The 14042-nt window shown below is 61.2% G+C and carries 10 protein-coding genes; 8 read left to right on the plus strand and 2 right to left on the minus strand.

The window, feature by feature from the left end; all coding sequences use genetic code 11:
- From QRN51_RS12820 to QRN51_RS12830, 3 genes are all read left to right on the plus strand, one after another.
- Positions 1-1070, plus strand: a 1070-nt coding sequence (locus tag QRN51_RS12820; protein WP_284990234.1) for an IS110 family RNA-guided transposase, incomplete at its 5' end; no start/stop codon positions are given.
- A 350-nt stretch (positions 1071-1420) separates the two neighbouring features.
- Entirely contained in the window at positions 1421-2509 is a 1089-nt protein-coding gene (locus QRN51_RS12825) for a hypothetical protein (protein WP_284990235.1), read from the plus strand.
- A 949-nt stretch (positions 2510-3458) separates the two neighbouring features.
- Entirely contained in the window at positions 3459-3908 is a 450-nt protein-coding gene (locus QRN51_RS12830; protein ID WP_284990236.1) for a hypothetical protein, read from the plus strand.
- An 866-nt stretch (positions 3909-4774) separates the two neighbouring features.
- On the opposite strand, the gene QRN51_RS12840 is transcribed toward QRN51_RS12830, so the two are convergent.
- Positions 4775-4951, minus strand: coding sequence for a hypothetical protein (locus tag QRN51_RS12840; RefSeq protein ID WP_284990237.1), 177 nt, complete (start codon positions 4949-4951; stop codon positions 4775-4777).
- 523 nt (positions 4952-5474) lie between these two features.
- Between QRN51_RS12840 and QRN51_RS12845 the strand changes: the two genes are divergently transcribed.
- Positions 5475-7199 (plus strand): sigma-54-dependent Fis family transcriptional regulator, encoded by a 1725-nt coding sequence (locus QRN51_RS12845; RefSeq protein ID WP_502870864.1) that lies wholly within the window; start codon positions 5475-5477, stop codon positions 7197-7199.
- 66 nt (positions 7200-7265) lie between these two features.
- Here QRN51_RS12845 and QRN51_RS12850 read toward each other — a convergent pair whose 3' ends face one another.
- Entirely contained in the window at positions 7266-8477 is a 1212-nt protein-coding gene (locus tag QRN51_RS12850; protein WP_284990239.1) for a D-arabinono-1,4-lactone oxidase, read from the minus strand.
- A 240-nt stretch (positions 8478-8717) separates the two neighbouring features.
- On the opposite strand from QRN51_RS12850, the gene QRN51_RS12855 reads away from it, so the two are divergent.
- The 4 genes from QRN51_RS12855 (at position 8718) to QRN51_RS12870 (ending at position 14040) form a co-directional block, all read left to right on the plus strand.
- Entirely contained in the window at positions 8718-9665 is a 948-nt protein-coding gene (locus QRN51_RS12855; protein ID WP_284990240.1) for a C-terminal binding protein, read from the plus strand.
- A 20-nt stretch (positions 9666-9685) separates the two neighbouring features.
- Positions 9686-10966 carry an aspartate aminotransferase family protein gene (locus tag QRN51_RS12860; RefSeq protein WP_284990241.1) on the plus strand — a complete coding sequence of 427 codons (1281 nt, stop codon included), beginning with the start codon at positions 9686-9688 and terminating at the stop codon, positions 10964-10966.
- Between the two features lie 22 nt (positions 10967-10988).
- On the plus strand, positions 10989-11888 hold the full coding sequence (locus QRN51_RS12865) for a fumarylacetoacetate hydrolase family protein (protein WP_284990242.1): 900 nt from the start codon (positions 10989-10991) through the stop codon (positions 11886-11888).
- A gap of 61 nt (positions 11889-11949) precedes the next feature.
- Positions 11950-14040, plus strand: coding sequence for a hydantoinase/oxoprolinase family protein (locus tag QRN51_RS12870; RefSeq protein WP_284990243.1), 2091 nt, complete (start codon positions 11950-11952; stop codon positions 14038-14040).
- Positions 14041-14042: the final 2 nt, after the last annotated feature.

The raw sequence follows: 14042 nt of genomic DNA on the forward strand, positions 1-14042 counted from the left end.
CGGTCACCGTCGTGGGCCATGCCCTGAACCCGGCCACGGGTGAAATCAGCGCCCACAGCATGGCCGCCGACCCGGCCATCGTGTTGGAATGGATCCGCCGCTTCGGCCCGGGCGTCAAGGTCGTCTACGAGTCCGGCCCTACCGGGTTCGTCCTGGCCCGATACCTGCAGGCCGCGGGCATCAACTGCGTCGTCGCGGCGTCCTCGAAACTGCTCCGCGCCCCCGGGGACCGGATTAAAACGGACCGGCGGGACGCCCGGGTGCTGGCCGAAATGCTCGCGGTCGGTTCGGTCACCGAGGTGCGCATCCCGGACCCTGACGAGGAAGCCCTGCGGGATCTGTCCCGGCTGCGCTCCGGCGCGGCGAAGGACCTTGCGCATGCCCGCCAGCAGGTGAACGCCGTCCTGCTCCGCCACGGGATCCGTTACCCGAAAGACACCAGATGGACGCAGGAACACCGTCAGTGGCTTATCCGCCAGCGCTTCAGCGAACCGGCGCTGCAGTTCACTTACGAGGCGGATGTCGAGCAGGCCGAGCTGCTCGCCGCCAAGCTGGCGCGCATCGACAAACAGGTTGCCGCGACGGTGGCAGCGTGCCGCTACGCGCCGGTGATTGACGCGCTGATGTGTCTGCGCGGCATCCAGCTCACGACTGCGTTCGGGCTGGCCGTGGAGATCGGGGACTGGACCCGCTTCACGGGCTCGTCCATCGGCTCCTATCTCGGGCTGGTTCCCAGCGAGGAATCCTCCGGTCAGTCCCGGCACCAGGGCCCGATCACGAAGGCCGGGAACACCTACGCCCGCAAACTCCTCATCGAAGCGGCCTGGGTGCACCGGCGCCCCTACACACGCCCTGGAGACCGGCTGCTGCGCCAGCTTGACCTCGTCGCCCCGGCAACCCGCATCCGCGCCCTCGAAGGCAACCACCGGCTGCACCGCAAATGGAAACACTTCGATGAACGCCACAAGATGCCAGTCAAAGCCAACGCCGCGATCGCCCGTGAACTCGCCGGCTGGTGCTGGTCACTGGCCGCACCACTCCAGCAAGGAGAACGCATGAACGCGGCCTGAGATGAACGGCCGGCCGGGACGTGACCGAAGTGCGATGGCAGCACCCGGAGCTAACTCGGGAACGCACTATGAGCAGACAGCCCGTGCCGTCGACGCTCGAACTTAGACACCGATAAAGCTCCAGCCGAACAAATCGTCATGCGGTAACCAACCCGCGAATGTCAGCCTGACACTGCAGTCGGAAGAAACGACTCGCCCGCACCACATCACAACCGGCCGGTACACGATGAGCGGCCCCCGGAACAAAACCCAGGAGCCGCTCATCCATGCACTCTTGACAACCAGAACTACATATCAGTGCTCGGCAGCGCCTGTCGGACTGCATCGATAGTGTCTGGTTGAATTGCTTCATGATCCCCAAGGCCACGAAGGCGACTGACACTCGTGATGACTTCATGGATAAGACGAAGATCGCGCTTGGCAGTCGAGTCGGCTACCTGTGCTCCAACCCGAACTGTCAAGGGGCCACGGTCGGGCCTTCCGAGGATCGTGTAACTGGGATTGCACGCACTGGGGATGCAGCACACATTACTGCCGCGTCTCCAGGTGGTCCTCGTTATGATGCGGAACTGACTTCGTCGCAACGTGCCGATTCGGCAAATGGGATCTGGCTCTGTAAGCCACATGCGTCCCTCGTAGACTCAAACCACTCCCGATATTCGGTTGGTCTACTGCATGCTTGGAAGAATCGAGCGGAGGACCTGGCGCGCATAAAGCAGGGCGGTGTCGGCAACAGCAATACGACCACTCTTTTTGCCCACGAGCAGCGACTGGCCACGGACGATAACGAGAGGGCGGCCAAAGCTCAGATCACCGATTGGCTCTCGGACTTCTTTGACGATGTCGGAGCGAAGCAAGTGTTCACTCACGCGGACAGACTTGTCGCAGAGAACGCTCTTTTTGAGATGATTCTCAACGCACACAGGCACGAGGGAGTTCGACAGTTCCAAATCACCAGTCAGCCAAACACAATCTCGGTCGGCTACACATCGTCGACGCAGTACGGACTCGTCGATCTCATGGCGGAGAGCAGTGGTAGGGGCGGCGTCGACGCCGTTGAGATGCTTGAAGATGAAACACAGGGCCGGGTCATACTGAACTTCCAATCGATTGATCAGATCAGCCGCTGGATTTGCTCCGTAGTGAAGCTGGGCTACTCAGATGATCCTTGCGCTATAAACTTGCACGGAAAAGATGAACTTCAGTTGCAGATATTCAAGACCGCTTGTGAGGGCTGCGCGCAGGTACACGTTCACGGACATTTGAACGATCACTCCAGCGATAATTGGGTTACGGCGCGATACGTCGAGGAGCTAATCGACGAGGGGCACCACGTCGTCGTTCATAGTAAGCCTGGGCCCCTGGCGAAGCATTTGCGACGGACAATTGAAGAAGTCCTCAAAGGGCGTGGGGACTTTGAGCTATCAGAACACGCCTGAGCAGATGGATAAGTCCAGTTCATGATTGCGTGGACAGAGCTGCTAGAGCGAAGCGGACACCGGCATGGTGTTCAAGGCCGGGCCCTGTTACCACCCCGGCAGTGCGTGATGGCATCGCCCATCAACTTCGTCTGAACCTGCTCCTCAAACATCGGGGACTCAACCTTGCCTGGGTGCAGCGAACCGATGGAGCGCAAAGGATCGTGCGGTGTCCATGGGCGACAATGTCGTAGCGGCGGCCCAGCGTGTCCTCAAGCTCGGCCGAGGTTTCCGGGGACGGCCATCGCATTCCTCTGAGTGTCGATACACCGAAAACGGCAATGATGCGCGAAATCTGCATGCCCGCCTCATTCGCAAGGGATATAAGGCTAAGAAGAGAGGTGTTGACAGTGTCAACACTATTTCCGTCGGACTGGGTCGTACCGGTGCCGGATTGGCCCGTACTCGGCATGTTTTCGGGAGTTCCCAGTGTTTCCAAGGCTCGGAATGCGGTTCGAGTCCCACCTCGGGCACAGCATTCCCCCTCGTCAGAGGGGTTTTTGCTTTAACGTGTGTACAAAGCTTGTGGTGGCGTCCCTCTGACGCTCGGTGCGCGGGCTGGTGCCTGGCCGCCGCGGTGGCCTATGAAGGTGTGTGGGTGGCGGGTTCAGGGTCCTGGCTGGTGGGCCCTCCGCCTGCTCTGGGGTGGGGTTATGCGGTTCCTCGTTCCGGTTCTGTCTGGTTGGTCGTGGTTGGCCAACACCAGTTCATGGCTCAGGGTTCCGGGGACGACATGATGAAACCGACCTTGGCGCGGAAGCGTCTTGGAAAGCTGCTTTCGGTCGTAAAAGGGGAGCTGTGCATGGTCGTTTGTCCTGCCAAAGTGGGTGTGGACAGTGTCCACACTTATGTCTGCTTTATGGAAGCGCAGATGGCGGTCCAACCCTAAGTCTTCGACGTACGTGCCTCAATGCACCTCGGGCACGGAGCTACGGAGCGACATTGGTTACCTCTCGGTGGTTGGTACCACGCAAGCAAATACGGAGTCGAAGCCCTAAGTGATGCACTGCGCATCGCGACCGCCCCGTTCGGCATCAACATCGTCGTCGCGGAGCCCGGCTCAATCCGCACCGAATGGAGTGCCATCGCCGCGCGGGACGTGAAAGAAAACGCCACCGGCAGTGCTTACTCCACCCTCGTCAACGGCGTCGCCAAGACCCTTACCGCCAGCTCCCAGCCCGACGCCCGAACAACCTCGGCGACGAAACTGATCGACAAAACCATCGTCAAGATCGTCCGGACCAGGCGCCCGCGCTCCCGGTACCGCGGCGGATTCGGATCCATCCCCATGCTCTTCCTCCACTGGCTGCTCACGGATCGCGTCTTCGACGCCCTCATCTTACGTGCCTTCGCAGTCTGAGCCGCAGAAACCGAGCGGTCACGGCCGCGAAAACTGGCTGCCGCCGCCGTGCGTTGCACTCGAGGTGGGGTATCGCGCCGGAGAGGCGTGCACGAAACGGAGAGTGCCCGACGGCGGCTAGTCACCTGGGCGGGAAAACGCCCAGATTCTGGGCTTCCTTCTTCGTGCGGATTCATGCCTCGAATGGGCCTCTTCGAGGGCGAACGGTGCAAAATCCCGGCACTCCTCCTGTGTACACGGCTGTGCGGCTTGTCCCCGACGGTGTATCAAACTGACACGCTTTGTCCTGTTGCCCAGGCCCGATTCTGGAAGAGACCCAAATACGCCAACTAGTTTTAGTGAGTTGATTGCAATGATGAACCGGAAGCTCGCGCTTGGTCGGCATAGCGAGTGGGAACGGACGATCAAAGATTGCGACCGAACAATTCCGGGGGAGTCATCCGACCGCGAATCGGTGAACCGCAAGCAAAGCTCAGAGTTGAGCGGGCGTTTCAGTCCATGGCAACGCACATCGCCCGTGTCAAAGCCTCCCGTTGGCGACTTACCCAACGACGTTATCTGGCCGGACATCGCGGCAGCAGTCGCCTGAATCAAGATCAAGGTGAAAGAAGTGAAGGCTCGAGAAGCAGTCAAAGAACGCAGGATGCACGCAGCGCTGTCCGATTGGTGCGAGCTGCGAGGCGGAGAGGTGGTGACCATCGTGAGGAACGCAAAAGTCATTGCTCAAGGTCGAGTGGAGGAAGTGTCGGGGAGCGGAGGAGTCTTGTGGATCGTCAATGAAGAATCCGAAACACAGACATTTTTCAAGTCGGACGGGGTCTTTGTTCGGAGGGGCTGATATTGCCTCAAACTGTCGATCTCTCACGTTACGCACCTACCGGAAGGGAATAGGAGTGGAATTCCACCTCCAGCACGAATGGGGGCCACTGGTCGGCCTCGATGTCGAGATACGGCATAGCGGGAAACCGGTGCGCTACGGTCATGTGGACGCGGTCACCAGGGATGACCAAGTACTCTGGCTGCGGCACGACGGAGCTCTCCACCGACAGCTCTTTGAACGCTCCGAGGGCTTCGAAGTGTGGACCAAGTGCAAGTGGGAAGCGGTTCTCAATGGTTTCTAGCCTCAAAGACGCCCGGCCAATCAGGGCCGCCGCCCGCGACACGATTCAACGGCAGTCGTACAACACCCTTGGAAGATCAGTCACAAAAGAAGCGATGAGGCACGTCCAAGCAGAAGCATCTCGCGGGGGAACACGTGGCGTTAGGGTCACGTGGCACAACTCAGGTTCCTACATCATCGAACTCAGCGACGATATCCCTGTTGGAATGATCTATGAATGCCTCGCGGAAAGCCACGCCAATGACGCTTGAAGGGAACCGACCACAGCGAACGCCGACCATTGACTATGGGGATATCGTGTTGTCCAATCAAATGAGGACTGTGTTTCTTTTGCCCTTCCGCTGTGAGATAACAAGGAGGTGCTCGCTATGGCTTCAGCAGGGTCACTATCCAAGGAGTTTAACGAGCGGTTCCGGCGCGCTGACCGAGTCCGTGAGTTGTTTCTGATGCAGCCACAGACTGAGCTCACAGGGATCCGACCGATGATCGCCCGTTCCTGGTATCGAAGCCGGGCTGCCGGTGTCGACGCTGCGGCCGACCGCGGAATATTCGACGACGGTCGCGTAGACGAATACACAATCCAGGCGGCAGGACCACACCTCAAAAAGCTGGACGAAGTTGCAGCCGACATGGGCGGGTACGTGAGCCTAACGGCGCCGAATGGCGTGCTCGTCACTGCGAACTTTCTTCGTGAAGATGACGGATTTCCGGCCGGGTATTCCCTCTTGGAGGAGAGCATCGGCAGCAACGGCGAAGGACTAGCGCTCGAAGAGGGGCGGGGAGTTTGGCTCGCACCTGAGGAACACTTCCGCGAGGACATGAGGGGCAACTGGTGTTTTGCCTCCCTCGTCCGGGACCCGTTCCACAACCGAGTTCGCGCCGTGATCGGGCTGACTCTGCCCGCCAACCGGGTATCGGGTATCGAACCGTCCTCGACTTTGCTGATGCTTGAGGGTGTGGCATCCCGGATCGAGCGCGATATCGAGCAGCGTACCTCTTCCAAGGAACGGGCCCTGCTGAGCGAGTATTTGAGGATATCCCGGCGTCGCGGAAACCGCGCGGTGATTGCGATGGACGGGAAGAACTTCCTGTTGAACTCGTCTGCCACGGCCTCTCTAGAGGAAAGCGACTTCTCCATCATCTCCGGATATGCAAAAGCCGTAATGGCGTCCGGACGTAATCTGAACCGCGAGGTGATCCTTCAAGGTTCCGGGCCAGCAACGCTCGAAGTCTCTCCAGTGAGCCTTTCGGCGTCGAACGTTGGGGCCATTGTCGTAGTCAGAGTCGACGCGCTGCCGGAAGACCGAAAATCTGCAACGAGGAGTGCGCCGCGTAAGGCAGAGACCGCCCAGCTAGATACAGGTGACAGGCTGCGAACCAAGCTCGACGGGGCAAGCGCCGAATTTATGCGCATGCTGAATCTTGCCCGTAAGGCGGTCGAGCAGGCGCGTTCGGTCGCGATCCTCGGAGAGATCGGCAGCGGGAAGCGACATCTCGCCGAGGCAATCGCTTCGCTGCGCGGGGAGCGTATCGCGGTCGATGCTCAGAATGGTGGACTGGGCAGTCCGCAAATACGTGATCTTCTCCACCAAATTGACACCGAACGGCCTGCGACGCTCATTGTCGAACAGGCCGACGAACTTTCGCAGGTCGAGGCATCCGAAATCGCGAAGCAGCTTCGGGGCAATTCGTCTCTCCGCCTGATCTTCACGGCAACACGTCCTACCGACTCGACCCTGCTCCTCTCCGAGGCGTTCGATGTACTCGAGATCTCTGTTGCTCCACTGCGAAATAGGCGGGAAGATATCCCACAACTCGCCAATTCCATCGCGGAAGAACTGGGCGGTCAAAAATTGTCGCGCAGGCTCATCACGACGCTCACGAATACTGATTGGCCGCGAAACATTGATCAATTGCGCGCCGTTGTGTCCAACGCCGTGGAACGAGCCGAGGGTGCCGAGGTCACCGTCGATGATCTTCCCCAAGGATTCCAAAGAGTTCTGACGATTGGACGGCTCTCGCGGCTTGAGGATGCGGAACTAAGCGAACTTCGTACGGCTCTTCAGGAATCGAACGGGAATCGCAGCCTGGCCGCCGAAATGTTGCAGATCGGCCGTTCCACGCTCTACCGACGGATGGACTACTTCCGCAGCAAGGGCTTCGACCTGTAACAGGATTTGGTTCGTGCTTTCGCCGGGTCAGGGGCGAAGCCTCACTGGAAGTCGCCCCTGAACCCTCTACTCGAACAGCGCGCGCAGCGCAGCGTTCAGGAACGTGCCTGTGGGATCGAGTTTCCTTCGGACTTCGTTGAAATCGTCCCACAGGGGGTAGCGGGCGCGGAGAATATCGGAGTCGAGGAAGTACTGCTGCTTGCCCCAATGCGGCCTTGCATTGAACTCAGACAGAACGCGGTCGATCGTGTGGAAGAAGTGCAGATTGCCCCTGCCCTTCGTCCGGCAGAAGCCGATGGCTACGGAGTCGCGTCCGTACATAGGTGACAGCCAGGACTCGTCTCGCGCTACAGTTCGTACCTCCATGGGGAATTCGTCAGGGAAGCGGTTCATGACGGGCAGGCATGCCGCGAAAGCGTCGTGGGCCGTGTCATAGGGAACGAAGTACTCCACTTCTTCCCACGGCGTTGGGTAGTGGTCGGGGTAGATCCTGTACGGTCGGTTGACTCGCGCAGCTGGAGTGTAATCGTCCTCGGTGTCTGCATCGACGGTGTCGAAGATGCGTACCAAAGTCGGGTCGTCCATGTCATTGGGCAACGGCGGCAGAACCGCTGACATGTCATACATTGGTCCGCGAACAAAGCTGAAGTGTCGGTGTGTACGGTTCCCTTCGTCCCATCGGTCCAGGACCTCTGCGAAGGGCTGGAACGTGAGCGATTCCTTCAGTTTGAATGCAGGCTCGAGCTGCAAATCGACACTGACGAGGATCCCCAGCAGCCCCATTGAGGCTCGAAGGGCCGGGAGCCGTGGATCATTGGGGCCAATCCGCTCGAGTTCGCCGGAAGCAGTAATCAACTCTGCGCCGACGACAGCGCCAGACAAGGCCGTGAGCTGCAGTCCTGAACCGTGGGTGGACGTGCTGACCGCGCCGGCGATTGTCTGGAGATCAATCGCTCCTTGGTTCTTCAGGGACAAACCCGCGTCCCACAGAGGTTCCCCGATCGCCGAGATTGGGGTGCCGGCCTTGACACGTACCTGAGCGGCGGTTCGATCGATGTCGATGATTCCGGACATCGCGGAGATATCGAGCACGATTCCGTCCGTTGGCACCAATGGGGCAAACGAGTGACCGGTCCCTACCGGGCGAACCGAGATCCCACGTCTGGTCGCGTCGGCGACGATCTCGCTCACGTGCTCCACGGAAACGGCATTGACAACCGCCTCGGGCTGGCAGCCTTGAGTGCCCGCCCAATTGCTCCACGTCGTCCGAATGCTCATGTATTGCCTCCCGTCCTGCGGCAGCGCCATCGCGGCCTACCTAAGAATGGAACCATCATCGCCGGGACGCCGATTGTGCCAATTAGGGAAATCCCGTAGTTCTCCCAAAGCCCCGAGTGTATCGATCTGGCACGGATGGCGGTCTTGACTTCGAGATGTACTTGTATGCAATGCGGGGCGCCCGGCTCGATCGGGTCTCCGGCATCGTACTAGGGCACGACACGAACAGGACGGCACACTATGAACCGCGATGACCAGGGAACAATTCTGGTGGCTCCTCATCACTTCCCGGACTTGGAACGCGAGTACGCGCTCGCGGAGGAGTTCGGCTACACACTCAACGCCGCCGCGGATGGCGACGCGTTCCGGGAAGGACTGGGGGAAGCAGAGATCGTCATGATCACTCCTTACGCGCGGCTCAACGCCGCCGACTTCCCGCTGATGAAGAAGTGCCGCGCAGTGATCCGTTATGGGATCGGATACGACAACATCGACGTCGACGCCGCTTCTCGGGCCGGGATTCCCGTATCGATCGTCCCGGGAACAGCTTCGGAGGAAGTGGCCTCGCACGCATTTGCCATGGGCCTTGCGCTCGCTCGGCGGTTGCCCACGGGAGATACCGCCATTCGCCGCTTCGGCTGGAACGGGACCATCGGCTATGACGCCCCGGTGCTCTCGCAGCTCGAGGTGGGCGTTGTCGGAATGGGACGGATAGGCCAGCATGTGGCACGAATGTACTCGGCGGTCGGCGCCCAAGTTCGCGGCTACGATCCGTTCGTCACGGAAAGTTTCGTGGAAATGTCCGCTCTAGCCGACTTGCTCGAGAACTCCGATGTCGTTTCGCTGCATCTGCCTTTGAACGACGAAACGTCGAATCTTGTCTCCGGGGAGGTGCTAGGGAAGATGCGCAAGGGCGCCGTGGTGGTCAACGTTTCGCGCGGCGGCCTCATCGACGAGGTTGCTCTGGCTGCCGCGCTCGGCTCCGGGCACATCGCTGGAGCAGGCATCGACACTTTCGCGCACGAGCCGCTCGACCCGGAGCACCCACTGCGATCCGCGCCGAACACCATCCTGACCCCGCACATCGCGTGGCGTTCGAACCGCTCAACCGGCGCGCTACAAGAAGGTGCGGTGGAACGAGTGCGTCTGGCGCTCACCGGGCAGCCACTCATCGATCTGGTGAACTAAAGAAATTGGAGAAACACACATTGGGAACTAGCAACCACACGGAGCGGATCCTCGAGGGTGGGCCCGCAGTGGACCCCCATCTTCGGAGGGGACCGAGGGGCTTCCCGCTGCTGCCGGGCGGTTACGGTCGGTCGACCTACTACACCGGAGCGCCGAGCCCGTACGCGATCCGGGGCGAGGGATACCGGGTCTGGGATGATCGCGGCCACGAGCTGATCGACGCGAACAACAACTTCACCTCGCTGATCCACGGCAATGCCCAGCCTGAGATCACCGAGGCGGCGACTAAGGCCATCGCCTCGGGCGCGAGCTGGGGCATTCCGAACCTCTACGAATGGGAGCTCGCAGATCTTCTTCTGTCACGCCTGCCCGCTCTAGATCAGGTGCGCTTCGCGAACTCAGGTACCGAAGCGGTGATGTCCGCGATCCGGATCGCGCGTGCGAGTACTGGGCGCGAGCGCGTGATCGTGACCCAGGGCGGCTACCACGGTACGTCCGAGGTGGCGCTGGTTCCGGGTGGCCCGAGCTACACGCGCGGTGTTACCCGTGGGGTGATCAATGACGTGACCTCAGTGCCGCTCAACGACATCGAGTTCCTCCGACAGGCAATCGAAGCTGCCCCGGACTCTTACGCTGCGATCATCCTTGACCTGCTACCAAACCGTGCTGGTCTGCTCAGCATCTCGGAAGAGTTCGTTCGCGAGGCCCGGAGGCTCGCGACCCGTTATGGGATCGTGCTGATCATTGATGAGACCATCAGTCTCCGGCTCGGTTACGGCGGATTGAGCCGCGAGTACGGCGTCGACCCGGACCTCCTGACCACTGGAAAGCTCATCGGCGGCGGATTCCCGGTCGGCGCAATCGTCGGACTCGCTGCGCTCATGGCCGAGGTGGACCCGACCCGCCCTGGAAGTCTGCCCCACGGAGGCACGTTCTCGGGAAACCCGGTGAGCATGGCCGCCGGTGCCGTCGCCCTGCGCCTTTACCCCGAAGACGAGGTGAAGCGTCTGAACCAACTTGGCGACCTAACTCGGGATGCTGTGAATTCCCGGATCCTTGAGGCCGGCTGGGAAGTTCGTGGTCGCGGTTCTCTGCTTCGCGCCGTTCCTGCCGGAGCGACGAAAGTGGACGAAGCCACCCAGCACCGTCTCTGGTGGGCCACCTATGAGCGCGGTCTTCTTGGCTCACCGGCCAATTTGCTCTCGCTCTCGACCCCTATGGATGAGAGCATCGCCGCCGAGATCGGTGATCGTCTCACCGAAGCCGTGCTCAAGGTAGCCCAGGATTCCCCTCGTTCTTGAGGGAAGAAAGGAAACACGAACTGTGAAAATCGTCTCCTATGAACACGAATCGGGCATCCGCGGCGGATTGCTTGTCGACGACGCTGTGTACGATCTGGAACGGCTGTTCGAGATCGCTCCAGAGGCATCCAAAGGCGCAACTTCTTCGGTCCGGACCTTCTTGGAGCTTTACGGGGGAGAGCTTGCCGAGCTCTCGGCGGCTGCGGACGCACTCGCGGCCAGCACCCCGAGCGCACGTGTTGGTGCGCGCTCCGAAATGCGTCTGACCGCTCCGTTGCAGGATCCCGCAAAGGTTCTCTGTGTCGGCCTCAACTATAAGGATCATGTCGCTGAAACCGGGCGCGCTCTCCCCGAGTACCCCGATGTCTTCGCGAAGTTCGCAACGACCCTTGTCGGTCCCGACGACGAAATCGGCGGCGCCGAGGTCAGTGAGAACCTTGACTTCGAGGGCGAGGTCGCCGTAGTCATCGGCCGGCGTGCGAGCCGGGTCGGGGAGGACGAAGCACTCGACTATGTTGCAGCACTGGCTCCTTTGAACGACATCACGGCACGAGATCTCCAGTACCGCGGTACGCAGTGGCTTGCCGGCAAAGCCGTCGATGGCTCAACTCCCTGGGGCCCAGCCCTCGTGACACTCGATGAGGTCGGAGACCCGCAGGATCTGGAGCTGGTGACCCGGGTGAACGGCGTTGAGATGCAGCGCTCGAACACGAGGCACCAGATCTTCCCCATCGCCCGCATCGTCTCGTACTTGTCGAGCTTCCTCACGCTCGAGCCGGGTGACGTCATCGCGACCGGCACGCCCCAAGGTATCGGCGCGAAGCGGAACCCGCCGGTCTGGCTTGAGCCGGGAGACACGGTTGAGATCGACATCGAACGGGTCGGGCTGCTCCGCAACCGCGTAGGCAAACCACGACTCTAATCCGCAACCTCCGCGCCGCGGAGGCTTTCACAAGCAAGTTCTACGAAAGTATTGAAGACCAATGAGTGAAGTTCAAACACAACCAGGCGAGGCGAGGTACCGCATCGCCGTCGACACCGGCGGCACGTTCACGGACGTTGTTGTTGACTCCAACACCGGTGAGATGGCGGTGGGTAAGGCGCTGACCACCTATGACCGCGTCTTTACCGGCTTCGAGGCCTCAGTCCGTCGGGCTGCCGAGTCCGTAGGCTGGAGCGGCGACGACGTGCTGCGTAACGCAGACGTGATCGTCTACGGCACCACGCACGCCACCAACGCAGTTCTGACTGGCAAGGTCGCCAAGACTGCTCTGCTGACAACCGAAGGCTTTGCCGACACCTTGTTGCTGCGTGAAGGTGGACGCCGGGACGCGTTCGATTCCAAGGCGGCCTACCCGCCGCCCTACATCCCCCGGCACCTGACATTCGAAATCCAGGAACGCATCTCCGCTGAGGGAGATGTGTTGGTCCCGCTTGATGAAAACCAGGTGCGCGATGTGCTCCGCTCGTTCGAGGACCAGGGGATCGAGGCCGTCGCTGTCTCATTCCTTTGGTCGATCGTCAACGACGTGCACGAGCGGCGGATCGCCGAACTTATCCAGGAAGTCCTGCCGGGTGTGCCATACACGCTTTCCAATGAAGCCAACCCGACCATCCGCGAGTACCGGCGTTCCTCGGCTGCTTCGATTGACGCTTCCTTGAAGCCGCTGATGGCCGACCACCTGGGCAAGTTGCGGTTGGATCTCGAGGAGTATGGCTTCGCCGGCGACTTGCTGGTGGTTACCTCCGAAGGTGCCGTGCTCGACGTCGCAGATGTGCTGGACCGTCCTGTCCTGCTGCTCAACTCCGGTCCGTCAATGGCGCCGCTTGTCGGCGCAGCCGCCGCTCCGGACCGCGACACGGTTGTGGTGTGTGACATGGGCGGCACGACGTTCGACGTTTCGCTGGTTGAGGAGGGCGTCGTCCGCCACACTCGTGAAGCGTGGCTTGGTGAGCCGTTCGTCGGACACCTGACTGGGCTTTCGTCGGTTGCCGTGTCCAGCATTGGTGCCGGTGGTGGCAGCATTGCATGGATCGACGGCGGTGGCCTCCTTCGGGTGGGTCCGCAGAGCGCCCGCAGCACCCCGGGTCCTGCAGCCTATGGTCGCGGCGGCGAGGAACCCACGGTAACCGACGCCTGCGTCGCACTGGGCTATCTAGACACCCAAGGCTTCGAGGGCGGATTCACGCTCGACCGCGAGGCAGCAATCCGGGCCATCGACACAAGAATTGCCGGCCCGCTCAAGATGGACACCGTCCAAGCGGCCCAAGCCATCCTGGACGTCTCCGCCAACCACATGGCCACCGCGATCCGACAGGCCGCCCTGGAACAGGGTGTTGACCCGCGAGGTGCGTTGATCGTTGCCGGCGGTGGCGCCGGCGCCATGGTGGCAGCGGCCATCGGCGTCCTCCTGGAGGCCGATACCGTGCTCATCCCGGCGACCGCCGGCGTGTTGGCGGCGTACGGTGCCCACCGTGCGCCCATTGCCACCGAATTCCTCTCCCCGCTCCACAACGACACCTGCAGTTTCGACGCCGGTTCGGCAGCTCGCGCAGTGGAGGAGTTGAAAGCCAAGGCCAGCGTCTTCAGCCGGCGGTTCGAGGGGGTTGGTGAAGCAGCGAACGTTACGTACTTCGTCGACGCACGCTACCCTGGCCAGGCGTGGGATCTTCGCGTCTACCTTGATGCTGCCCCCGACACCGCCGGCAACGCAGCAGCCGTGATTGAACAGGCCTTCCACGAGGAACACGACCGCCGGAACGGCACGCACGATCCCGACAGCCGCGTCGAAGTCATCACGTGGGGTGTGCGGGTGGAGATTCCAAGGCCAGAACACGCCAAGACCGAGACCGAGGTCAGCCGCACCAGCGAAGTCCACCGCACCGATTGCGTCATTTTCGGTGGCGAGAGCTTCAGCACGCAGCGTTACCGTGGCGTCACTCTCGCACCCAGGGACAAGGTCCTCGGGCCCGCGGTCATTGACCAGCCCACAACGACCATCGTCGTGCCGCCCGAGTGGAACGCAACACTAGACGATCGATCCAACATCTACCTGACCCGCAAGGAGGCGTAACC

This window comes from Arthrobacter sp. efr-133-TYG-120, assembly GCF_030209785.1.
In the GTDB taxonomy this organism is placed as follows: Bacteria; Actinomycetota; Actinomycetes; order Actinomycetales; family Micrococcaceae; genus Arthrobacter.

Coding starts and splice junctions, on each gene's coding strand:
- QRN51_RS12855 (WP_284990240.1), top strand. CDS start 8,718: ATGAACCGCGATGACCAGGGAACAATTCTGGTGGCTCCTCATCACTTC.
- QRN51_RS12830 (WP_284990236.1), top strand. CDS start 3,459: ATGCACCTCGGGCACGGAGCTACGGAGCGACATTGGTTACCTCTCGGT.
- QRN51_RS12850 (WP_284990239.1), bottom strand. CDS start 8,477: ATGAGCATTCGGACGACGTGGAGCAATTGGGCGGGCACTCAAGGCTGC.
- QRN51_RS12845 (WP_502870864.1), top strand. CDS start 5,475: ATGCAGCCACAGACTGAGCTCACAGGGATCCGACCGATGATCGCCCGT.
- QRN51_RS12870 (WP_284990243.1), top strand. CDS start 11,950: ATGAGTGAAGTTCAAACACAACCAGGCGAGGCGAGGTACCGCATCGCC.
- QRN51_RS12825 (WP_284990235.1), top strand. CDS start 1,421: ATGATCCCCAAGGCCACGAAGGCGACTGACACTCGTGATGACTTCATG.